The 21,780-nt window shown below is 71.3% G+C and carries 19 protein-coding genes; 10 read left to right on the top strand and 9 right to left on the bottom strand.

Features of this window, described 5'->3' with window-relative positions:
* The first annotated feature begins 185 nt into the window (after positions 1-185).
* On the top strand, positions 186-536 hold the full coding sequence (locus AB0H93_RS23505) for a hypothetical protein (protein WP_358575192.1): 351 nt from the start codon (positions 186-188) through the stop codon (positions 534-536).
* Positions 537-625: 89 nt separating this feature from the next.
* Positions 626-1,327: a hypothetical protein gene (locus AB0H93_RS23500; RefSeq protein WP_358575191.1), complete on the top strand. Its 702-nt coding sequence runs from the start codon at positions 626-628 to the stop codon at positions 1,325-1,327.
* Between the two features lie 65 nt (positions 1,328-1,392).
* Here AB0H93_RS23500 and AB0H93_RS23495 read toward each other — a convergent pair whose 3' ends face one another.
* The 3 genes from AB0H93_RS23495 to AB0H93_RS23485 all read right to left on the bottom strand — a co-directional run bounded on the left by AB0H93_RS23495 (position 1,393) and on the right by AB0H93_RS23485 (position 4,371).
* Positions 1,393-2,370 carry a cation diffusion facilitator family transporter gene (locus AB0H93_RS23495; protein WP_358575190.1) on the bottom strand — a complete coding sequence of 326 codons (978 nt, stop codon included), beginning with the start codon at positions 2,368-2,370 and terminating at the stop codon, positions 1,393-1,395.
* A 73-nt stretch (positions 2,371-2,443) separates the two neighbouring features.
* On the bottom strand, positions 2,444-3,379 hold the full coding sequence (locus AB0H93_RS23490) for a dihydrodipicolinate synthase family protein (RefSeq protein ID WP_358575189.1): 936 nt from the start codon (positions 3,377-3,379) through the stop codon (positions 2,444-2,446).
* 35 nt (positions 3,380-3,414) lie between these two features.
* Positions 3,415-4,371 carry a LysR family transcriptional regulator gene (locus tag AB0H93_RS23485; protein WP_358575187.1) on the bottom strand — a complete coding sequence of 319 codons (957 nt, stop codon included), beginning with the start codon at positions 4,369-4,371 and terminating at the stop codon, positions 3,415-3,417.
* A gap of 131 nt (positions 4,372-4,502) precedes the next feature.
* Here AB0H93_RS23485 and AB0H93_RS23480 point away from each other — a divergent pair, with 131 nt between their 5' ends.
* The 3 genes from AB0H93_RS23480 (at position 4,503) to yidC (ending at position 8,464) form a co-directional block, all read left to right on the top strand.
* On the top strand, positions 4,503-5,822 hold the full coding sequence (locus AB0H93_RS23480; protein ID WP_358575186.1) for an MFS transporter: 1,320 nt from the start codon (positions 4,503-4,505) through the stop codon (positions 5,820-5,822).
* Positions 5,819-7,213 (top strand): FAD-binding oxidoreductase, encoded by a 1,395-nt coding sequence (locus tag AB0H93_RS23475; protein WP_358575185.1) that lies wholly within the window; start codon positions 5,819-5,821, stop codon positions 7,211-7,213. The genes AB0H93_RS23480 and AB0H93_RS23475 overlap by 4 nt, the downstream gene beginning before the upstream one ends.
* A gap of 180 nt (positions 7,214-7,393) precedes the next feature.
* Positions 7,394-8,464 (top strand): membrane protein insertase YidC, encoded by a 1,071-nt coding sequence (gene yidC, locus AB0H93_RS23470; RefSeq protein WP_358575183.1) that lies wholly within the window; start codon positions 7,394-7,396, stop codon positions 8,462-8,464.
* Positions 8,465-8,632: 168 nt separating this feature from the next.
* Here yidC and AB0H93_RS23465 read toward each other — a convergent pair whose 3' ends face one another.
* Together AB0H93_RS23465 and AB0H93_RS23460 are read right to left on the bottom strand one after the other, a co-directional pair.
* Positions 8,633-9,280 (bottom strand): class F sortase, encoded by a 648-nt coding sequence (locus AB0H93_RS23465; RefSeq protein WP_358575182.1) that lies wholly within the window; start codon positions 9,278-9,280, stop codon positions 8,633-8,635.
* The gene (locus AB0H93_RS23460; protein WP_358575180.1) at positions 9,277-10,680 is read right to left on the bottom strand and encodes a hypothetical protein; all 1,404 of its coding nucleotides are present in this window, start codon (positions 10,678-10,680) and stop codon (positions 9,277-9,279) included. Before AB0H93_RS23460 ends, AB0H93_RS23465 begins: the two co-directional genes overlap by 4 nt.
* 429 nt (positions 10,681-11,109) lie before the next feature.
* Between AB0H93_RS23460 and AB0H93_RS23455 the strand changes: the two genes are divergently transcribed.
* Entirely contained in the window at positions 11,110-11,904 is a 795-nt protein-coding gene (locus AB0H93_RS23455) for a Bax inhibitor-1/YccA family protein (RefSeq protein ID WP_358575178.1), read from the top strand.
* A 398-nt stretch (positions 11,905-12,302) separates the two neighbouring features.
* On the opposite strand, the gene AB0H93_RS23450 is transcribed toward AB0H93_RS23455, so the two are convergent.
* Both AB0H93_RS23450 and AB0H93_RS23445 read right to left on the bottom strand, forming a co-directional pair.
* Positions 12,303-13,523, bottom strand: a complete 1,221-nt coding sequence (locus AB0H93_RS23450) for an acetyl-CoA C-acetyltransferase (protein WP_358575177.1) — start codon at positions 13,521-13,523, stop codon at positions 12,303-12,305.
* 161 nt (positions 13,524-13,684) lie between these two features.
* Complete coding sequence (locus AB0H93_RS23445) at positions 13,685-14,611, bottom strand: SGNH/GDSL hydrolase family protein (RefSeq protein WP_358575176.1); 927 nt, start codon at positions 14,609-14,611, stop codon at positions 13,685-13,687.
* 247 nt (positions 14,612-14,858) lie between these two features.
* On the opposite strand from AB0H93_RS23445, the gene AB0H93_RS23440 reads away from it, so the two are divergent.
* The 3 genes from AB0H93_RS23440 (at position 14,859) to AB0H93_RS23430 (ending at position 18,636) form a co-directional block, all read left to right on the top strand.
* Positions 14,859-16,226, top strand: a complete 1,368-nt coding sequence (locus AB0H93_RS23440) for a cystathionine beta-synthase (protein ID WP_358575174.1) — start codon at positions 14,859-14,861, stop codon at positions 16,224-16,226.
* Positions 16,227-16,328: 102 nt separating this feature from the next.
* A complete protein-coding gene (locus AB0H93_RS23435; protein ID WP_358575172.1) occupies positions 16,329-17,393 on the top strand; it encodes a hypothetical protein in 1,065 nt (354 codons plus the stop codon).
* Between the two features lie 103 nt (positions 17,394-17,496).
* Positions 17,497-18,636 (top strand): cystathionine gamma-synthase, encoded by a 1,140-nt coding sequence (locus AB0H93_RS23430; protein ID WP_358575171.1) that lies wholly within the window; start codon positions 17,497-17,499, stop codon positions 18,634-18,636.
* A gap of 54 nt (positions 18,637-18,690) precedes the next feature.
* Here the strand turns inward: AB0H93_RS23430 and AB0H93_RS23425 are convergent, their stop codons facing one another.
* Positions 18,691-18,930: a hypothetical protein gene (locus AB0H93_RS23425; protein ID WP_358575170.1), complete on the bottom strand. Its 240-nt coding sequence runs from the start codon at positions 18,928-18,930 to the stop codon at positions 18,691-18,693.
* Between the two features lie 237 nt (positions 18,931-19,167).
* Here AB0H93_RS23425 and ilvA point away from each other — a divergent pair, with 237 nt between their 5' ends.
* On the top strand, positions 19,168-20,379 hold the full coding sequence (gene ilvA, locus AB0H93_RS23420) for a threonine ammonia-lyase (protein ID WP_358575168.1): 1,212 nt from the start codon (positions 19,168-19,170) through the stop codon (positions 20,377-20,379).
* A gap of 153 nt (positions 20,380-20,532) precedes the next feature.
* On the opposite strand, the gene hppD is transcribed toward ilvA, so the two are convergent.
* Positions 20,533-21,741 carry a 4-hydroxyphenylpyruvate dioxygenase gene (gene hppD, locus AB0H93_RS23415; RefSeq protein WP_358575167.1) on the bottom strand — a complete coding sequence of 403 codons (1,209 nt, stop codon included), beginning with the start codon at positions 21,739-21,741 and terminating at the stop codon, positions 20,533-20,535.
* Positions 21,742-21,780 lie beyond the last annotated feature (39 nt).

Here is a 21,780-nt window from a genome sequence, read left to right as displayed (position 1 = left end):
TCGGAAAGTGCAGCGGTGATCCCCAGGCTGGGGCGGAGCGTTCGTCCCGATAGACGAGGCGAACGGTCCGTTCGAGCCAACCTGGGGTGTTTCCGGTGGGTGTTGTGGTGCGTCTCATCGGCCGCGCGCGGCGAGGGGGGTTTCGTACCGGGGCGATCAACCGGGACAATGCGCGGCCATGGCCTATGAGCGCGCAGATCCCCGAGCCGGTGATCCAGGGCGGCCGGGACCCGGACAGCCCCCCGAGCGGCCGGGGCCGCCACCCGGACCGCCGCCGGGACGGCCTCCGCAGCCGCCGGGCCAGCCGCCGCAAGGCCAGGTGCCACCCGGCCAGATGCCGCCGGGCCAACCCGGGCCGCCCCGGCAGGGGCCGGGTCAGCCGATGCCACCCCAGCCGGGCCCGCCGCCAGGCCAGCCGGGACCGCATCAGGGCCAGCCGGGACCGCCCGGTCAGCCGGGTGGCTTGCAAGGCCCGCCAGGAGGTCAGCTCGGCCCGCCGCCCGGCCAGCCACCAGCAGGCCAGCCGACGCAGGTAGTGCCGCAGGGCCCGCCACCAGGAGGCCCGCCGCCAGGAGGCCAGCCGACGCAGGTGGTGCCGCAGGGCCCGCCCCCGGGAGGCCCGCCGATGCCGCCGCCCGGCGCTCCGCAGGGCGCTGCGCCGTCCGGAACGGTGCCGATGGGCCAGTCGGCGCCGGTCGGGCAGCACCCGGTCCAGCAGCCGCCCGCCAACCAGCACCCGGCGACGCGCATCCAGCAGCGCATGGAGCCCCCGGAACCCGAGCCGTTCCGGGACCAGGGCACGCTCCGCGACCCGGAGCCGTACCAGGACCGCTATCGCGACGACCAGTACGACGACCGCTACCGGGACCAGTACCAGGACCGCTACCGGGACGACCAGTACGACGATCGCTATCGCGACGACCCGTACCGGGATCACTACCGCGATGACCCGTACCGGGAGCCGGAGCGCGATCGCTACCGGGAGTCCCGCGCGGACCGCCACCGGGACCGGGACTACGACGACCGCCGCGACCGCGGGCCGCGCTTCCAGGGGCCCAGCGCCGACACGATCGGCCGCGTGATCCAGGTGTTCACGGCGCTGATCGCGCTGGTCTTCGTGCTGCACATCATCTTCTCGGTCGCCGGCGCCAACCAGGACAACGACTTCGTCGCGTTCACCTACGGCGTGGCGAAGTTCTTCGTGTTCGGCCTCGGCGACGTGTTCACCCCGGACGACGCGACGATCGGCTTGATCCTGAACTACGGCCTCGCGGCGCTGATCTACCTGTTCGCGGGCCGGATCATCGCCCGCGCCCTGAAGCGCTGAGCGTTTTCCGGTCGTGAGTGTTTGGAGTGCCATAGCGCTCCAAAACACTCACGACCGCGCGAAGGTCAGAGCGGGTGGCCGTAGCGGGCGAGGACCCGGGCGCGCAGCTCCGGGTCCTCGCGCGGCACCGGTTCGAGGAACACCTCGTCCAGTTCCGCGAATTCGGCGCGCAGCATCGAGTCGATGCGCACCACGGCGCGTTCCAGCTCGGTGGAGTCCAACGTCGCGGCGAAGTCCAGGCGGGCGCAGAACAGCACCCGGTCGGTCCCGGTGTTCATGGACAGCACGTCCACGACGAAGTCCACCTCGGGCTGCTCCGCGAGCCTGTTCCGCACGGCCGCCAGCAGCCGCCGGTCGGCCTGCTGGCCGATCAGCAGCCCCAGGTTGGTGCGGGCCATGGTGTAGGCGACCGCGGCCAGCAGCGCGCCGATCGCGAGCGAGGCGAGCCCGTCCCAGGCGCTCGACCCGGTGAGCTGGTGCAGCCCGAGCCCGGCGAACGCGAGCAGCAGCCCGGCCAGCGCGGCGCTGTCCTCCAAGAGCACCGTCTTGACCGTCGGATCGTCGGAAATCCGCAGGTGGTGGAGGATCTTGTCGCCGCTCTCGGCGGCCTCGGCCCGCACCTGCCGCATCGCGCGCAGCCAGGACACGCCCTCCAGGACGAACGCGATCGCGAGCACGACGTACCCGACCAGCGGCTGGGTCTGCTCCTCCGGCGGGCCGAGCAGGGTGCGGAAGCCCTCGATGAAGGCGAAGACGGCGCCGGAGACGAAGATGCTCATCGCGGCGATCAGCGACCAGAAGTACCGCTCCTTGCCGTAGCCGAACGGATGGCGGGCGTCGGCGGGCTTGCCGGAGCGCCGCAGCGCGGTCAGCAGGAACACCTCGGTGCACGTGTCGGCCACCGAGTGCGCGGCCTCGGAGAGCATCGCCGCCGATCCGGTGATCACCCCGGCGAACGCCTTCATGGCTGCGATGGCCAGGTTGATGCCCAGCGCCACCAGCACCGTGAGCGTGCTCTCGCCGCCCTTGTCCGCGTCAGCCATCGTCGACTCCCGGTCCTCGTCGCTCCGGCGAACACGCTAGGCGCGCCGGGGTGGCCAGGCCCGTCAGGGCCGGTCACGCCGCGAGTCGGGCCTCCCGCAGCGCCGCGCGGATCTCCTCCAGCGCATCCGGGTCGGTGATCGGCAGCTTCGGCGCGCGGGGCAGCCCGGCCGGCTGGCCGAGCAGGTTCATGGCGGCCTTGAGGGACGCCTGCATGCCGCCGTGGCGCCAGTTGTAGCCGTCGGTGTCCGCGCCGCGCAGCCGGGACATCAGCCGGGCGTTGGTGTCGGCGATCTCGGCTGCCTCGTCGAGCCGCCCCTGCCACGCCAGCTCGAAGAACCGGGGCATCCGCTCGCCGAGCAGCATCCCGGAACCGAAGTGCCCGTCGCCGCCGAAACCGCCTGCGATGGCGGAAAGTCCCAGCCGGGAAAGCAGGTTCCCGAACACCAGGACCCGGTCCGAGACCGCCTCGATGGTGGCGTAGAACGTCCGGTCGTCGGGAGTGCTCTGCTTGATCGCCACGACGTTCGGGATCGCCACGAGCTCGTCGAGCTGCCCGATCGAGATGTCCGCCGCGGCGTCCTGCGGGAAGTTGTACAGCCAGGCGGGAAGGCTCGTGGCGCCGAAGACGTCCACGTAGTACTGGTGCAGCTCGCGCGCGGTGGGCCGAACGCCCGCGGGCGGCGCCGCCATCACCGCATCGGCGCCGATCTGCTCGGCGTGCCGGGCGAGCTCGACGGCCTCTGCGGTGCGCGGGTGCATCACGCCGACGATCACCGGCACCCGCCCGGCCGCCGCTTCGACGGCCGCCGCCGCCAGCCGCCGGCGTTCGTCGAGGGTTTGCAGCGGCCATTCGCCGGTGCTGCCGTTGACCAGCAGCCCGTGCACGCCCTGGCGCACGAACAGCTCCACCGTCGCCCGGAAGGCCGGCAGGTCCAGCTCGCCGGAGCCGGCGAAGGGCGTGGGCAGGGCGCTGAAGTAGCCGCGCCAGGCGACGTCGGTGCGGTCCATGGTGATCCCTTCGTGACGGCGTGCCGATCACGACGCTAGGACCGCGCCGATGCCTCGCCGTTGCGATTTGCGCTGCGATCGATGCCCGAATCGGCATGGTCGTGCCCGAAGTTCTTCAGCAGGTGCCGCAGGTTCAGCAGCACCGGGCTGGATTCGCCGCGCCGCCAGGTCAGCATCACCGTCGACTTCGCCGGATTTCCCCGCAGCCGGGCGAACTTCACCCCGGGCCGCGGAATCCGGGAGAGCTGGCCGGAAACCAGCGCGACGCCCTCGCCCGCGGCCACCAGCGTCAGCAGCATCGGGGTGCTCTGGGCCTGGTGCCGCACGGTCGGCGTGAACCCGGCGGCCGCGCAGCCGGTGAGCGTCGCGGTGATCATGCCCTGGCCGAGATCCCGCCGGTAGATGACGAATTCCTCGTCGGCGAGCTCGGCGAGGTCGATCTCGGGGGAGTCCAGCCGGTGCGCGATCGGCAGCGCCGCGACGAGGTCGTCGTTGCCCACCGGGTCGAAGTCCAGCTCCGGGTCGACGTTCGCCGGGGCACGCAGCAGGCCGCAGTCGATGGTGCCGGTGCGCAGCGCCTCGACCTGCTCGTCCGTGTGCAGCTCGTGGAGCTGCAGGTCGAGGTCGGCGTGCAGCTGCCGCAGGCCGCGCAGCACGCGCGGCAGGAGGTCGATCGCCAGCGGCTCGACGTATCCGATCGCCAGCCGGCCGATCTGCCCCTGCTCCGCCCGGCGGGCGATGTCGCGCGCCCGGTCCAGCCGGGCGAGCACGCCGGTCAGCTCGGCGGCGAACGCCGCGCCCGCCGCCGTCAGCTCCACCCGCCGGGAACTGCGGTCCAGCAGCCGGACCCCGATCGTCTGCTCCAACGCCTGGAGGTGCCGGGTCAGCGGGGGCTGGGTCAGGTGCAACCGCTGCGCCGCCCGGCCGAAGTGCAGTTCCTCGGCGAGCACCTGGAAGACCCGGAGCTGCTGGACCGTCGGATCGTTAGCCATATCGGCATTGATGCAGGACGAACGGGCAATGGTCAACAGCCGGGCCCGGACTAGCGTCGCCGTATTCACCGCGACGGGATCGGGTGCCCGGCAGCCGTCCGCACCCGCCCGCTTCCAGCGAGGGGGCCTCCATGGCTGAGCAAGCACGAACGGCTCCGGTGCGGCTGCGCCGGGTGATCGCCGCCGCCGGCATCGGCAACTTCGTCGAATGGTTCGACTTCAGCCTCTATGGATTCCTCGCCCCGGTGCTGGCCGCCCAGTTCTTCCCGAACTCGGATCCGGCGGCATCGCTGCTGGCCACCTTCGCGGTCTTCGGGCTCGCGTTCTTCGTGCGGCCGCTGGGCGCGCTGTACTTCGGGCGGATGGGCGACCGGGTGGGCCGCCGGACCACGTTGTCGGTCATCGTGCTGCTGATGTCCGGGTCGACGGCGGTGATCGGCCTGCTGCCGACCTACGCCGCGATCGGCGTGGGCGCCCCGCTGCTGCTGCTCCTGATGCGCTTGCTGCAAGGCTTTTCCGCCGGCGGCGAGTTCACCGGGGCCTCGGTGCTGATCGTCGAGTACGCGCCGCCGCACCGCCGCGGGCTGTACATGAGCGCGCTGTCCATCTCGACGTTCGCCGCGTCCGCCCTCGGCGTCATGATCACCGCCGCGCTGACCAGCGGGGTCGGCGTCGAGGCGATGCAGGCGTGGGGCTGGCGGGCGCTGTTCCTGCTCTCGTTGCCCCTCGGCCTGGTCGGTCTCTACCTGCGGTTGAAGGTCGAGGAGACGCCCGAGTTCAAGCGGCTGGAGCACGCCGCCGACGTCGAGCAGGCTCCGCTGGCCGAGGCGTTGCGCACGCAGCGCAAGCCGATCGCAACCCTGTTCGTGCTGATCATGATCAACTCGGTGGCGTTCTACGTGCTGGGCACCTACTGGCCCACGTTCCTCTCCCAGCACGCCGGGATGGCCCGCACCGAGGCGTTGTGGTCCTCGGCCGCGGCCTACGGCGTGCTGATCGCGACCGCGCCGCTGCACGGGTACCTGGCCGACCGCTTCGGCCGGAAGCCGATGATGGTGTACGCGACGGTCGGGTTCGCGGTGGTCGCGATCCCAGGCTTCCTGCTCTCCGCGCAGGGCGGTTTCTGGACCGCCTTCCTCGGTCAGGCGCTGTTCGCGCTGATGGCAGGCGCGATGAGCCCGGTGAACAGCCTGATCACCGCCGAGCTCTTCCCGCCGCACGTCCGCTACAGCTCCGGCGCCATCGGGCAGAACCTGGCGTACCTGGTCTTCGGCGGCACCGCGCCGTACGTCTGCACGTTCCTGATCGCCGCCACCGGTTCGGGGCTGTCGCCGGCCATCTACATCGCCGCGATCGCGGTGGTCTCCGCGCTGGGGGCCATCTTCATGCTCCGGGAGACCAAACCGGCCGAGGCGCCGTCCGGGGACCGGGTCGTGGAAGGTGCGTCGTGACGGGGCTCGCGGAGTTGCGGTCGATCGTCGGCGCGGCCGGCCTGCTGCCGCCGGACGCCGACCTGCGGCGCTACGAGATCGCGCCGAACCTGCTCACCGGTGCGGCCGCGTTCCTGGTCCGTCCGTCCACAGTGGATGAGGTCCGGGCCGTCCTGGCCTGGGCCAGGGAGAACGCCACCAGGCTGGTGGTGCAGGGCGCGAACTCGGGCCTGGTCGGCGCGGGGCTGCCGGACGCCTCCGGCGGCTGGGGAGTGCTTTCCACCGAACGGCTGCGGGAGCCGTTCTCGGTCGATCCGCGGGCGCGGACGCTGACCGCGGGCGCCGGGTGGCGGCTGGACGAGATCAACGAGCGGCTGGCGGAGCATTCGCTGCAGCTGCCCGTCGAGGTCGGGTCGAGCCCGTCGGTCGGCGGCATGGTCGCCACCAACACGGCCGGCTCGCACGTCATCCGCTACGGCGACGTCCGCCGGCGGCTCCTCGGCGTGCAGGCCGTGGTGCCGGACGACCGGGGCACCGTCTTCGACCGGCTCAAACCGCTGCGGAAGTGCAACGAGGGCCTCGACGTCAGCCAGCTGTTCGTCGGCACCGGCGGCGAGTACGGCGTGGTGACCGCGGCGAGCGTCGAACTGGCGCCGCTGCCGCGCAGCCGGGCGGCCGCGTGGCTGGCGGTGGAGGAGGACCGGATGCCGGACGTGCTGAACGTCTTCGAGCATTCCTGCGCGGAGTGGCTCTCCGCCTGCGAGGTCGCCTCGCCGTCGGCGCTCGCCCTGCTCGCCGACCGGCACGGCGCGCTGCTCCGCCGGGTCCCGTCGCCGCAGCACCACGCGATGCTGGTGGAGGTCGGGGCGCCGGACGGCTCGGCGGAGGAGCGGCTGCTCGCGGTGCTCGCCGACTTGGACGAGCGCGGCTGGTTGATCGGCGCGCAGGTGGGCGGCCCGGCCGAGATGTGGCAGGTGCGGCACACCATCCCGGAGATCACCGAGCGGATGAGCCCCGTGTGGAGCTTCGACGTGTCCACGCCGCGCAGCGAGATCGCCGCGTTCCGGCGCGACGTGCTCGCGCGCCTCGCCGCCAGGCACCCGGAGATCACGCCGATCGAGCTCGGCCACTACGGCGACGGCGGGCTGCACCTGATCCTGCCGCTGCCCGTGCAGGTCGCCGCCGACCCCGACGCGGTCGATGGCGTGCGCCGGCTCGTCTACGACACGGCGGTGCGGGATCACGGCGGCACCTTCAGCGCCGAGCACGGCATCGGGCCGAAGAACGCGGATATGTACCGCCGCTACGTGTCGGAGGACGTGCGCGAACTCTCGGCGGCGCTGAAGCGGCGCTTCGACCCGGATGGGATCCTCGGCTGGTCGCTTTCGTCACCTGACCGGGTGAGCAGGTGAAATGGGGTCCGTCCCGCGGGCCGGGCGGCTTGGGCCGCGCCACATTTCCAGGGGGTGGCGGCCGTGTTATGCCCGGGCATGGCACCCTTGGGTTGGCTGTTCCTGCATTTCGCACGGGTGCGGCTGCGCACGTACGCCCCGGTAGCGCCGGATAGCCGGGCCATGACCAGGAGTGGCTGAGTGGAAAGTTTTTTCTCCTTCATCCTCTACCCGGTGTCGGCGATCTTGTGGTTCTGGCACAAGATCTTCGGCGCCGTGCTCGGGCCGGACAACGGGTTCGCCTGGGCTCTTTCGGTGTTCTTCCTGGTGTTCTCGCTGCGCGTGGTGCTGCTGAAGCCGGCGATCAGCCAGCTGCGCGCCGGCCGGAAGATGGCGAAGTTCGCGCCGCAGATCCAGAAGCTGCGTGAGAAGTACAAGAACGACCGCCAGCGCATGGCGCAGGAGATGCAGAAGCTGCAGTCCGAGCACGGGGTCAACCCGCTCGGCGGCTGCCTGCCCGCGCTGCTGCAGATCCCGGTCTTCCTGAGCCTGTTCCACGTCCTGCGGAACTTCACGCCGGGCGCGCAGAGCAACTTCATCTTCGACCGGGCGGGCGTCGAGTCGTTCATCAACGCCGACATCTTCGGCGCCAAGCTGTCGAACTGGATCACCCAGTCCGACGCCGAGCTCGCGCTGTTCGGCACCGACCGGACGTCCATGATGGTCGTCGGCATCCCGCTGATGCTCATCGCGTCGGTGGCCACGTTCTTCACCATGCGGCTGTCGGTCAAGAAGCAGACCGACGCGGCGATGGCCAACCCGCAGTCGGCCATGATGGCCAAGTTCATGATGTACATCGCGCCGGTCGGCGCGATCATCTCCGGTTGGTTCCTGCCGATCGCGGTGCTGCTGTACTGGCTGGCGAACAACGTCTGGACGCTGGGCCAGCAGCACTTCCTGACCAAGAAGATCGACCGCGAGCAGGAGCGCGAGAAGGCCAAGGAGATCGAGGCCAAGAAGGCGGCGCCGCGGCCGAAGCCGGGCCAGAAGCCGGTGCGCGCCGAGGCCAAGAACGGCGAAGAGGACGCGGAGCCGGCCGCCGCGACGACGGGCGGCGCGACCTCTGGAGGCGCGAAGCCGGCCGGCGGCAATCAGGCCGGCGGGGCCAACGGCCAGCGGTCGGGCAACCGGCCGGGCGGCAAGAAGAACCAGCCGAAGAACCGGCCGGGGAAGCAGGCCGCGTCGGCCAAGAAGGGCAAGAAGAGGCGTTAGGTCCGCAATTTCAATGGAAATCAGAGCCCTGATTTCCATTGAAATTGCGGCGAACGGAACGAAGGTTCCGTGGTTCGGAAGTGGCGAAAGGGCCGGTGGAGGAAGATCCACCGGCCCTTTCGCTTGTTCCGGGATGTCCGCCGGGCCGCCCGGAGGCGGTCGGGCCGGTTACTCCGGGGTGGCCACGACGATGCGGTTCTCGTCGTAGCCGAGGTCACCGCCGACGTAGCGACCGCCGCAGGTCACCAGCACCAGGCGATGCGCCCCGCCCTGGCCGAACAGCTCGCGGGCCCGGCCGGGCAGCTCGTCCTTGTCCACCGTGACGACCTCCGACACCCGGTACCGGTACTCCCGGCCGGCGTCGTCGACGACGGTGACCGGCTGGCCGGTCCGCGATTCCCACAGCTCGGCGAACGGCCCGACGGTGCCCTTCCAGTTGACGTGCCCGGCGAGCACCGTCGCGCCCTTCGGCGCGTCCAGCCCGGCGCCCCACCAGGTCGCCTCGCCGACGCCGTCCGGCACCGGCAGGGTTCCCGAGCGGTCGATCTCCTTGCGCACGAGCTCCGCCGTGCCGCCCTGCGGCAGCCGGATCGTGCCCGGCGGCTGCCCGGCCGGCACGTGCACCGGCTGGGCGGGCAGCGCCTGCGGGGCGACCGCCGCGGCGTGCGGTGTCGGTTCGGCCGGTGCGACCGGGACGGTCAGGGCGGCCGGCTGATCGCCGCCGAACAGGCCGCCGGCGATCAGGACGACCGCCGCGACCAGTCCGATGACGCCGGCCGCCACCAGCGCGAACAGGGAACGTCGAGACTTGCTCACTGCTGCCGCCCCGCCCCGATCCGGCGGCGCACCGCCACCGCGCCGAAGGCCGCGACCAGGGTCAGGCCCGCCAGGCCGCCGATCAGCCCGGCGGGGGTCCCGCCGTCCGCCGGGGTCGGGTCACCGGCCGGGATGTGGATCGGCACGGTCGGGGTGTTCGGCGTGTTGGCCAGGCTCAGCTCCAGCGTCTCGCCGGGCTGGACCGTGCCGGACACCGACGGCGGGTTCGCCTCGTCGAACGCCTCCTCGTAGCCCTTGGCGGGCGCGACCTCGATGAGCTTGATCTCCTGCGGGGTGCGCAGGTCGGGCACGGTGACGGTGCCGTCCTCGCCGGTGACGACCACGAGGGGCTGCCCGTCCTCGCCGAGCAGCGGGGTGCCGTCCTGGCGCAGCGCGGGCGAGCCGTCCGCGGCGGTCACGCGCAGCGAAACGCCGGCGATGCCCGCCTGGCTCTCCGCGTCGACCTTGCCGACGTGCACCACGCCGGGCGCGGTCACCGCGGTGGCGGTGGCCTCGACGGAGAGCTCCTGCTCGCCGCCGGTGGACACGACGCGCTGGGTCGTGTCGGGCTGGTTGACGGCCTGCCGCACGTACGGCCGCTCGGCCGGGGTGGACAGCTTGCCGGTGATCTTCGGGTTCGGGCCGGTCGGCGTGACCTTCAGCGCCAGCGGGCTGCCGTCCTCCGGCGTGGTGACGGTGCCGTCGGCGTCCAGGCCCTCGACCGTCGCGTCGGTCAGCGCGAGCTCGACCGGGACGCCGCCGACGCCCTTGTCGTCCGCGCGCTGCACGACGAGCGTCCAGTCCGCAGCCTGGCCGATGGTCTGCTCACCCTCGGGCGCGGTGAGCTCGGCCGTCCAGGGGCCCCGGTTCGCCGCGGCTTCCGCCTTGAGCTCCTCGACCGCGGTCTGCGCGCCCTGCGGCAGCTTGGCGAAGTGGGCGTCGACGTCGTAGCCGATGCTCTTGAAGTCGTTCTCCGGGTCGAGGTCCGCCTGGCTGCGCGGTGCGGCGGTCCACGAGTGCAGCAGGTGCGCCAGCGCGGCGGCCTCGTCCGGCGACTGCGTGTTGCCGTAGCGCAGCAGCAGGTACGAGATGTTCGCCGCCACGTCGTCCGGCAGCTTCGTGCCCCACTTGGTCTTGAGCTCGTCGCCCGGCTGGTACTCCTCGCCGCTGTCCGGGGCGGTCAGCGCGAACTGCACGCACCAGACCTGCTGTCCGTTGACGAGGTAGGAACCCAGCCAGTCGCGGTCGGGTTCAGGGTTGCCCCGGTACGGTTGCCCGGGCCGGGTTTCGTGGCCGATCGCCTCCTGCGGGTCGGCGCCAGCGGCGCCGGGGGTGGCGAGCAAGCTGCCCCCGGCGAGCACGGCGGTGCCGAGCACCGCCGTGAGCCATTTCCTGAACATGCGCATGCAGCTCCAGTTCCGGTGGTGGAGGTGAGAGGCGCCACGTGCTCGTTCTCCGAACCCCGACCAGGAGCACGGGTCGCCTCACGCGATGATTCCGATCACGGAGTGTGTCCACAAGAGGTCATTAGGTGGACCCATCCGGTTACTGCCCGCCGAAGGTCGCGCACGCACCGTTCGGTTCGGTCACCCGTTGGGCCGCACTGCGGGCGTCCCGGCCTCGTTCGGTGCCTACCGGTCGCAGCGCCGGTGATCGGTTGGCGACGCGATGCGATCGTTACTGTTCGCGAAATCGATACCCAGTAGTGCCCCGCCTCGATGGGGAGCGGTGAGATCGAACGGTAAAGTCGGTTTTACCGAAACGGGAACCGGTCAACGCCCCCGATCGTTGTTCCGAGTGACGGCGCAAGCACGCCCCAGGAGGATGAGTTGCGCACATCGAGCAACCCAGCGTTCCGCAACCTGCCGACGACCGGCGGTTACGCGAACTTCAACTACGGCCAGGGGCAGCCTGCTGCGCCCTTCGGCCAGGCGCCGGCTGCGCCGCCGCAGACCGCGCGACCGATGACCATCGACGACGTGGTCACCAAGACCGCGATCACGCTCGGCCTGGCGGTGATCACCGGCACCCTGACCTACCTGGTCGGTCCGCCGGCCGTCGCGCTGGCCCTGCCGGCCGCGATCATCGGCCTGGTGATCTCGCTGGTCATCATCTTCAAGAAGAAGGTCAGCCCGGCGCTGGTCATCGCCTACTCGGCGGTCGAGGGCGTGTTCCTCGGCGGCATCAGCTACGTGATCGCCCTGGCGGTCGGCAACCCGGGGATCATCATCCAGGCCATCGCGGGCACCGTCGGTGTCTTCGCGGCCATGCTGGTGGTCTACAAGACGGGCGCCATCCGCGTCACCCCGAAGCTGACCAAGTGGATCATCGGCGCCGTCGCCGGTGCCGCGGTGCTGATGCTGGTCAACATGATCGCCAGCTTCTTCACCCCGGGCGGACTGGGCCTGCGCGACGGCGGCGGCCTCGCGATCGCGTTCAGCCTGCTGTGCATCGGCATCGCGGCGTTCAGCTTCCTGCTCGACTTCGACGCCGCGGACCAGGCGATCAAGGGCGGCGTGGACGCCAAGTTCGCCTGGTACATCGCCTTCGGCCTGATGACCACCCTGGTCTGGCTCTACCTGGAGATCCTCCGCCTGCTCTCCTACTTCCAGAGCAGCGACTGACCCCCAGGTCCCTGACCTGAAACGGGGCACCATCGTCCAACGACGGTGGTGCCCCGTTTCGTATCCGGGTGCCTCGATGATGCAGACCGGCGGTGACCTGGCAGGAGGCCTGGCTGGCGTCAGGCAAGCGGCGAAGCCGCTTCCCAAGGTGAACCGCTACTGCGAGGCTCAAGGCGAGGCCCGCCGAAGCTGTCGCAAGCGGCGCAGCCGCTTAGCCCACCTACGCAACTCGCACCGCCGCGGGTTCACGGTGCCCACCCCTGCGGGGTTCTCCCAGCGAGGACAGCCCCGACGCGACGTATTGGTCATACGTGCGTCGGGGATCCCGGAGTCGAGAAGGCCTCTGAGGTTCCGCTACTCGCACCGCTACGGAAAACGAGCCTGGAACCGAAAAGGGATCAGGAAAGGCGCTCAAGGACCATGGCCATGCCTTGGCCGCCGCCGACGCACATGGTCTCCAGGCCGAACTGCTTGTCGTGCCACTGGAGGGAGTTGATCAGCGTCGTCGTGATCCGGGCGCCCGTCATGCCGAACGGGTGGCCCACCGCGATCGCGCCGCCGTTGACGTTCAGCTTCTCCAGCGGGATGCCCAGGTCCTGGTAGGACGGGATCACCTGGGCGGCGAACGCCTCGTTGATCTCCACCAGGTCGATGTCGCCGATGCCCAGCCCGGCGCGCTTGAGCGCCTGCTTGGACGCCTCCACCGGGCCGAGGCCCATGATCTCCGGCGACAGGCCGGAGACGCCGGTCGACACGACTCGCGCCAGCGGGGTCAGGCCGAGCTGCTTGGCCTTCGTGTCGCTCATGATCACCAGCGCGGCGGCGCCGTCGTTGAGCGGGCAGCAGTTGGCCGCGGTGATCCGGCCGTCCGGGCGGAACACCGGCTTGAGCCCGGAGACGCCTTCCTTGGTCACGCCGGCCCGCGGCCCGTCGTCGGCGTCGACGACCTTGCCGTCGGGGGTGGTGACCGGGGTGATCTCGCGGCTCCAGAAGCCGTTGGCGATCGCCTTCTCGGCCAGGTTCTGCGAGCGGACGCCGAAGTCGTCCATCTCGTCGCGGCTGATGCCCTTGAGCCGGGCGAGGTTCTCGGCCGTCTGCCCCATCGGGATGTAGACGTCCGGGATCACGTCGAGGGTGCGCGGGTCGGTCCAGGAGTCCGCGCCCTGCTCGGCGGTCTGCTGGGTGCGCGCCTGGGCCTCGGCGAACAGCGGGTTCTTGGTGTCCTCCAGCGAGTCGGAGTTGCCCTTGGCGAACCGGGACACCATCTCGACGCCGGCGCTGATGAACACGTCGCCTTCGCCAGCCTTGATCGCGTGCAGCGCCATCCGGGTGGTCTGCAGGCTCGACGAGCAGTAGCGGGTGACGGTGGTGCCGGGCAGCTGGTCCTGGCCGAGCAGCACGGCGACCACGCGCGCCATGTTGTAGCCCTGCTCGCCGCCGGGCAGGCCGCAGCCCAGCATCAGGTCGTCGATGTCGGCCGGGTTCAGCTCGGGCACCTTGTCCAGCGCGGCGCGGACGATCTGCGCGGTGAGGTCGTCGGGCCGAAGGTCCTTCAGCGAGCCCTTGCCTGCTCGGCCGATGGGGGAGCGCGCGGTGGCGACGATGACTGCTTCGGGCATGGGAACTCCTTTGTTCGCGGCCGCGGAACGCGGTGCGACCGCCTCGGGGCGACATGGCCGTACCAAGCGGTCACTTTAGATCCGGTACCGCCATCTTCGCGGTGATGACGGTCACCGGGCAAGACCCAAACCGACCGGTCAGTACGCCGCTTCGGGTGAGCTCAGGAGTTCCCGCGCTGGTGCAGCCTGCGGTTGAGCCGGGCCACGATCCGGCTGGTCGGGCGGCGTGCCTCGGCCGCCTTCGACCTGGTCGGGGCGGGCGGCAGCGGGCCGCCCCGCCACTCGCCGATCACCGAGCACATCGCGGGCAGCAGGATCGCCGCCGCCGCCTCGTAACCCGCCGCCGAGGGGTGGAACCGGTCCGGGCTGAAGAACTCGCCCGGCCGCGCCAGGAACTCCGGCGACAGCAGGTCCGCCAGCGGCACCGCGCGCCCACCGGCCGACTCCACCACGCGCCGCTGCGCGCGGCCGAGCGCGAGGCTCCAGTGCCGCGCGATGGAACGCAGCGGCTGCGGGATCGGCCGGATCGCGCCCAGGTCCGGGCAGGTGCCGACGACGACCGCGATCTCCGCGTCGACCAGCCGCCGCACCGCGTCGCCGAGCAGCTCCGCGCAGGCCGACACCGGCAGCTTCGAGGTGACGTCGTTGGCCCCGATGATGATCAGCACCAGCTTCGGCGGGCGCAGCAGCGCGGCGTCCACCTGCGCGGCCAGCTCCTGCGACGTGGTGCCGACGATCGCGTGCGTGGTCAGCGCGACCGGCCGGTCGAGCTCCTCGGCCAGGCCGCGGGCCAGCCGCACCCCGGGCAGATCCGCCTGGAAGTCGACGCCGAGCCCCGCCGCGGCGGAGTCGCCGAGCACGGCGAACTCCAGCGGCTCGGAGCCGTCGGAGAGGTCACCGCGCGGCACCGGGCCGATGCCGCTGGGCAGGTGGATGCCGTCGGCGCGCAGGGGATCGTTGGCCGGTGGGCCGATCACCCGCCGCGCGTAGCCGGCCTGCCCGTTGAGCAGCCCGTACGCCGCGCCGGAAAGTCCGCCGGCGGTGCCCGCCGCCAGCAGTGCGAGCCGGAATGCCTTCGCCGCGATCATTCGGCCCTCCCTCACCAGTCCTGCGGCCGGGTCGCGGCCGCGCCAACGGGGATGGGGAATGGTCACCCACATCGCCCCGGATCCGCGCGCCGAACACGCCCGTCACTAGGCAAGACGCGGCGCGGACCGAAATCGTTCCCTGACGGTGTGTCGCGTTCCAGGTCCCTTGAGTTAGCCGGTGACCAGGCGATTAGGCTCGACGTCACACACCCGGCGAGCAGCAGTCACGAAGGATCGAGGACCGGACGTGGACTACGTCGAGCACGTCACCGAACTGGTGGGCAACACACCCCTGGTGCGGCTTAACGCGGTGGCCAGCGGGCAGACCCCGGTGCTGGCCAAGGTCGAGTACCTGAACCCCGGCGGCAGCGTGAAGGACCGCATCGCGCTGCGCATGATCGAGGCCGCCGAGGCATCCGGCGAACTGCGCCCCGGTGGCACGATCGTGGAGCCCACCTCCGGCAACACCGGCGTGGGCCTGGCGATGGTCGCCCAGCGCAAGGGCTACCGCTGCGTGTTCGTCTGCCCGGACAAGGTCAGCGAGGACAAGCGCAACGTCCTCAAGGCCTACGGCGCGGAGGTCGTGGTGTGCCCGACGGCGGTGCCGCCGGAGCACCCGGACTCCTACTACAACGTCTCCGACCGCCTGGTCCGGGAGATCGACGGCGCCTGGAAGCCGAACCAGTACGCCAACCCGGCCAACCCGGAGTCGCACGTGCACTCCACCGGCCCGGAGATCTGGGAGCAGACCGGCGGCAAGGTGACGCACTTCGTGGCGGGCATCGGCACCGGCGGCACCATCTCCGGCACCGGCTCGTACCTGAAGAAGGTCTCCGACGGCCGCGTGCAGGTCATCGGCGCCGACCCGGAGGGCTCGGTCTACTCCGGCGGCAACGGGCGGCCCTACCTGGTCGAGGGTGTCGGCGAGGACTTCTGGCCCACCACCTACGACCGGGACGTCTGCGACCGGATCATCGCGGTCTCCGACGCCGACTCGTTCGAGATGACCCGCCGGCTGGCCCGCGAGGAGGCGCTGCTGGTCGGCGGCTCCTGCGGGATGGCGGTCGCGGCGGCGCTGGAGCTCGCCGAGACGACCGGCCCGGACGACGTGATCGTCGTGCTGCTGCCCGACGGCGGGCGCGGCTACCTGACCAAGGTCTTCAACGACTCCTGGATGGCGTCCTACGGGTTCCTCTCGCCGGACCACGGCGGCGGTTCGGTCGGCGACGTGCTGCGCCGCAAGGACGGCACCATCCCGGACCTGGTGCACGTGCACCCGAGCGAAACCGTGGCCGACGCCGTCGCGATCCTCCGCGAGTTCGGCGTGTCGCAGATGCCCGTGGTCAGCGCGGAGCCGCCGATCATGGCCGCCGAGGTGGTCGGCGCGGTCAACGAGCGGGACCTGCTCGACGCGCTGTTCGCCGGCCGCGCGAACCTCGCGGACCGGGTGGAACTGCACATGTCGCCGCCGCTGCCGACCATCGGCGCGGGCGAGGAGATCAGCGCGGCGATGTCCGCGCTGGCCGGTGCCGACGGGGCCATGGTGTTGATCGACGGCAAGCCCGCGGGCGTGGTGACCCGGCAGGATGTGCTTGGATTCATCGCCGGCCGATGACGACTTGTTACGGAACGGCACTACGCTGCAGGTCGATCAGCTAGCGTGTGTGATCGCATGCCCCAGACTTCGCATTACGCCCCGAGGGAGTAGGACAACCCGATGAGCTCTCCGCAGCCGCCGGACGGCGGTCAGCAGGGTTCGGACCCCATCTCGAACCGGATGGACCCGCAGGACCCCAACCAGGCCGGCAGCGACGCGACGCAGGTCGTGAGGCCTGTCCAGCCGCAGGGCCAGCAGCCACCGTCCGACTCGACCCAGGTCGTGCCGCCGTCGATGCAGCCGCCGCAGCCGATGTACCAGCAGCCCGGCCTCGCCGGCCAGGGCGCTAGTGCCGAGACGACCGCGATGGTGCCGCCGTCGATGCAGCCGCCGCAGCCGATGTACCAGCAGCCGGGCACCCAGAGCCAGCCGGGCGGCTTCCCCTCGCAGCCGCAGGGCACGCCCAGCGGTGGCTTCCCGGCACCGCAGGCCCAGGGCGGCTTCGGCGCCCAGCCTCCGCAGGCCGGCTACGGCCAGCCCGCGGCCCAGGGGCAGGGCAGCAAGGGCCTGGCCCTGACCGCCGGTTGGGTCGCGACGGTCATCGGTGGCCTCGGTGTCATCTTCAACGTGATCGGCCTGATCAGCCTCGGTGCGGCGTACGCCTACCTGGAGACCAGCACCGCCGAGCTGGAGCAGTACAAGGAATACGGCATCGAGATGCCTGAGATCAGCCTCCCGCCGTACGGCCTGATGCTCACGCTCTACATCGGGTTCGTGATCGCCAGCCTCGTGCTGCTGGCCGGCGGGATCATGGTCATCCTCAAGAAGAACATCGGCCCGATCCTGGTCGTGGCCGCTTCGGGTCTGTACGCCATCTGCCAGCTGGTGACCCTCTTCACCGGCTTCGTCAGCGGCATCTCGATCGTCGGCACCATCGTGGGCATCCTGATCGCAGCCGCCATCGGTGTGCTGGCGTTCCTGCCGGGCACCCGGCAGTACATCGCCGCCGGTTCCGGCGTGCCGGCTCCGGCCGCCGCCGGTGGCTTCGGCCAGCCGGGCCAGCCCGGTCAGCCGGGTGGCTTCGGCCAGCCGGGCCAGCCGCAGCAGTTCGGCCAGCCGGGCCAGCAGCCGGGTGGCTTCCCGCCCGCCGGCGGGCAGCAGCCGCCGCAGCCCCCGCAGTGGTGACGCGCTGATCCACGGAAGCGGCCCCCGACCTGCCCGGGCGGGGGCCGTTTCGCATCGCGGACCCGAGTCGGCGGATCGGCCGCCGGGTCGTACGCTGCTCCACATGAGTGACGGCTTCGCCACCCGCGCGATTCACGCGGGCCAGGAGGCAGACCCGACGACCGGTTCGGTGATCGTGCCGATCCACGCCACGTCGACCTACGCGCAGGACGGCGTGGGCGGCATGCGCGGCGGCTACGAGTACTCCCGCACCGGCAATCCGACCCGCACCGCGCTGGAGGAATGTCTGGCCGCGCTGGAGGGGGGCCGGCACGGGCGCGCGTTCGCCTCGGGCATGGCGGCCACCGACGCGGTGCTGCGCGCCACCCTCAAGCCGGGCGACCACCTGGTCATCCCGGACGACGCCTACGGCGGCACGTTCCGGCTGGTGGACAAGGTGCTCACCGCCTGGGGCGTCGAGTACACGCCCGCCCCGGTGTCCGATGTGGACGCGGTGCGGGCGGCGATCCGGCCGAACACCAAGGTGATCTGGGTCGAGACGCCCACCAACCCGCTGCTCAACATCGGCGACATCGCCGCCCTGGCGCAGGTTTCCCGCGACGCCGGCACGAAGCTGGTCGTGGACAACACCTTCGCCTCGCCGTACCTGCAGCAGCCGCTGGAGCTCGGCGCGAACGTCGTGGTGCACTCGACCACCAAGTACCTGGGCGGGCACTCCGACGTGGTCGGCGGCGCGGTGATCACCTCCGACGACGAGCTCGCCGAGCAGGTCGCGTTCCTGCAGAACGGGGCGGGCGCGGTGCCCGGGCCGTTCGACGTGTTCCTGACGCTGCGCGGCATCAAGACCCTCGCGGTGCGGATGGAGCGGCACAGCGCCAACGCCGAGCGCATCGTCGCCGCGCTGACCGGCCACCCGAAGGTCTCGAAGGTGCTCTACCCGGGCCTGCCGGAGCACCCCGGCCACGAGGTGGCGGCGAAGCAGATGCGCCACTTCGGCGGGATGATCTCCTTCCTGCACGCCGACGGCGAGGAGGCGGCGCTGGAGGTCTGCTCGCGCACCCGGCTGTTCACCCTGGCCGAGTCGCTGGGCGGTGTGGAGTCGCTGATCGAGCACCCGGGCCGGATGACGCACGCGAGCACGGCCGGTTCGATGCTGCAGGTCCCGTCCGACCTGGTGCGGCTGTCGGTCGGCATCGAAGAGGCCGACGACCTGGTCGAGGACCTCCTCACGGCCCTCGGCTGACGACGAAGCACCTGGGGAGGCCGCGATTCCACGGGAATCGCGGCCTCCCCGGGTTCAGCGTTCGAGGGCCGGGTCGCCGCTGCCGAGCGGGCGGGTGTCGGCCGGTTGGCGGGGGTTGACCGGGAGGTCGTCCGGTTTCAGGCAGCCGCCGATCAGCTCCACCACGCCGTCGCGCGATCGGTAGGAGCCCGGTTCGTCGCAGCCGGACTGGAGCACCGCGAACACCGCCGCGCCGGACAGGGCCGCGGCCGTGACGAATCCGGTGACCAGCGGGAACGCGCCATTCGTTGGCATCAGCCGCGCCATGCTTCCTCCCGTGTGCAGCCCCGGCACCGACGTCGGGCAGCGGACCTCGCGACACCTGGCCGGTGTACGCCGATGATCGCTGATCGTTCGAATCCCCGCCGCGACAGCTCGCCCCCCAGCAGCCTTCGTCGCGGTGCCGTCCGGTTGCGGGTGACCGGCCGCTCCTCCGAGGGTACCGAACGTGTTACCCGGGTCGCCTGCGTTTCGCGGTGGCACGATTGGCCCATGCGGCTGGTCGATCTGGACCGAATCCGCGGCGCCGGCGAGCAGCTCGCCGGGATCGCGCGGCGCACGCCGCTGGAGCACTCCCGGGTGCTCGGCGAGCACTGCGGCGGCGAAGTCTTCCTGAAGTGCGAAAACCTCCAGCGCACCGGCTCGTTCAAGCTCCGCGGCGCCTACGTGCGGTTGCTGGCGTTGGACGAGGCGCGCCGGGCCGCCGGGGTCGTCGCGGCGAGCGCCGGGAACCACGCGCAGGGCGTTGCGCTCGCGGCATCGTTGCTCGGCATCCACGCCACGGTGTTCATGCCGGTGCGCGTGCCGCTGCCGAAGCTCGCGGCCACCAGGTCCTACGGCGCCGACGTCCGGCTGCACGGCGCGGTCCTGGAGGAGACGCTCGCCGCAGCCCGGGAGCACGCGAAGCAGACCGGGGCGGAGTTCATCCACCCCTACGACCATCCCGACATCGTCGCCGGTCAGGGCACCGTCGGGCTGGAGATCCTGGAGCAGCTGCCGGAGGTCCGCAGCATCGTGGTGCCCACCGGGGGCGGTGGGCTGGTCGCGGGCATCGCCGCGGCGGTGAAGGCGGAGCACCCGCACGTCAGGGTGCTCGCGGTGCAGGCCGAGCAGGCCGCGGCGTGGCCGGTTTCGCTGGCGGCGGGCAAACCGGTGCGGCTGGCCGAAACCCAGACGATGGCCGATGGGATCGCGGTCGGCGAGCCCGGCCCGGTGACGTTCGCGCACGTCGCGCAGCTGGTCGACGGGGTGCTGACGGTCAGCGAGGAGGCCCTGTCCAGGGCCCTGCTGCTGTGCCTGGAGCGGGCGAAGCTGGTGGCCGAGCCCGCCGGGGTCGCCTCGGTCGCGGCGCTGCTGGAGCACCCCGAGCAGGTCCGCTCGCCGACCGTGGCGGTGCTCTCCGGCGGCAACATCGACCCGCTGCTGCTGCTCCAGCTGATCCAGCACGGCATGGGCTCGGCGGGCCGCTACCTGTCGCTGCGGGTGCGGCTGCCGGATCGGCCCGGCTCGCTGGCGAGCCTGCTGGCGAAGCTGGGCGAGCTGTCGGCGAACGTCCTCGACATCGAGCACTCGCGGATCTCCGGCGCCCTTGGGCTGGGCGAGGTGGACGTGGAGATATCGCTGGAAACCCGCGGCCCCGAGCACCGCCACTACGTGGTCGAGGAGCTCGGGGCCGCGGGCTTCACCGTCGCCGCCGAAGGCTGACGCCCGGCCGTGGGTGCGGTGGGTTGGCCGGGCCGGCCTCCGGAGCGGCGTTCCGGCAGGTCCGCAGGCCGTGGGTCTATGGGGCGCGATGGCGGCACAAAGACTCACGGACCCGTGACCGGCGGAAACATCGAACCGTGGAATTCCGTGAGGTCAGAGGTTGCCGCGGCGTTCCTGTTCGCGCTCGATCGCTTCGAAGAGCGCCTTGAAGTTGCCCTTCCCGAAGCCCAGCGAACCGTGCCGCTCGATCAGCTCGTAGAACACCGTCGGCCGGTCGCCGATCGGCTTCGTGAAGATCTGCAGCAGGTAGCCGTCCTCGTCGCGGTCGACCAGGATGCCGTGCTCCTTCAGCGTCTCGATCGGCACCCGCACCTGGCCGATCCGCGCCCGCAGCTCCGGGTCGTCGTAGTAGGCGTCCGGGGTGTTCAGGAACTCCACGCCGGCGGCCCGCATCGCGGTGACGGTCTTGATGATGTCGCCGGTGGCCAGCGCGATGTGCTGGCAGCCGGAGCCCCGGTAGAACTCCAGGTACTCGTCGATCTGCGACTTGCGCTTGCCGACGGCCGGCTCGTTGAGCGGGAACTTGACCCGGTGGTTGCCGTTGGCCACCACCTTGCTCATCAGCGCCGAGTAGTCGGTGGCGATGTCGTCGCCGACGAACTCGGCCATGTTCACGAAGCCCATGACCCGGTTGTAGAACTCGACCCAGCTGTCCATCTGGCCGAGCTCGACGTTGCCGACGCAGTGGTCCACGGCCTGGAACAGCCGCTTGGGCGCGTCGGCGGGCTTGACGTAGCTGCCCTGCTGAACGACGTATCCGGGCAGGTAGGGGCCGGTGTAGCGGCTGCGGTCGAGCAGCGTGTGCCGCGTCTCGCCGTAGGTGGCGATGGCCGCCGTCCGGATCGTGCCGTGCTCGTCGGACACGTCGTGCGGCTCTTCGAGCACCGTGGCGCCCTGGGCACGGGCGTGCTCCACGCACTTGTCGACGTCGAGCACCTCCATCGCCAGGTCCACCACGCCGTCGCCGTGCCGGCGGTGGTGGTCGGCGAGCGGGCTGTCCGGGTCCACCGCGCCCTTCAGCACGAACCGGGCCGACCCGGACTTCAGCACGTAGGCCTTGTGGTCGCGGTTGCCGTGCTCGGGACCGGAGTAGGCGATCAGCTCCATGCCGAACGCGACCTGGTAGAACAGCGCGCTCTGGGTGGCGTTGCCGACGACGAACACCACTGCGTCGAGCGCCTTGACCGGGAACGGGTCCTTCGAATCGTCGTGTTCGACGAGGCCGACGAGGCGCTTCATCTGGTCGAACGTGACGTCGTCGAGCTGCTCGGTCTGGCTGCCGTGGTTGACGGTGCCGGTCACGATGTCCTCCCGTTGTTCGCCGAAGCGGTGACGAGGCTC

The organism is Saccharopolyspora sp. NPDC050642 (genome assembly GCF_040654735.1).
Taxonomy (GTDB): Bacteria; Actinomycetota; Actinomycetes; order Mycobacteriales; family Pseudonocardiaceae; genus Saccharopolyspora; species Saccharopolyspora elongata.
The sequence above is the reverse complement of the archived record's forward strand: the minus strand, read 5'-3'. Positions and strand labels throughout refer to the sequence as shown.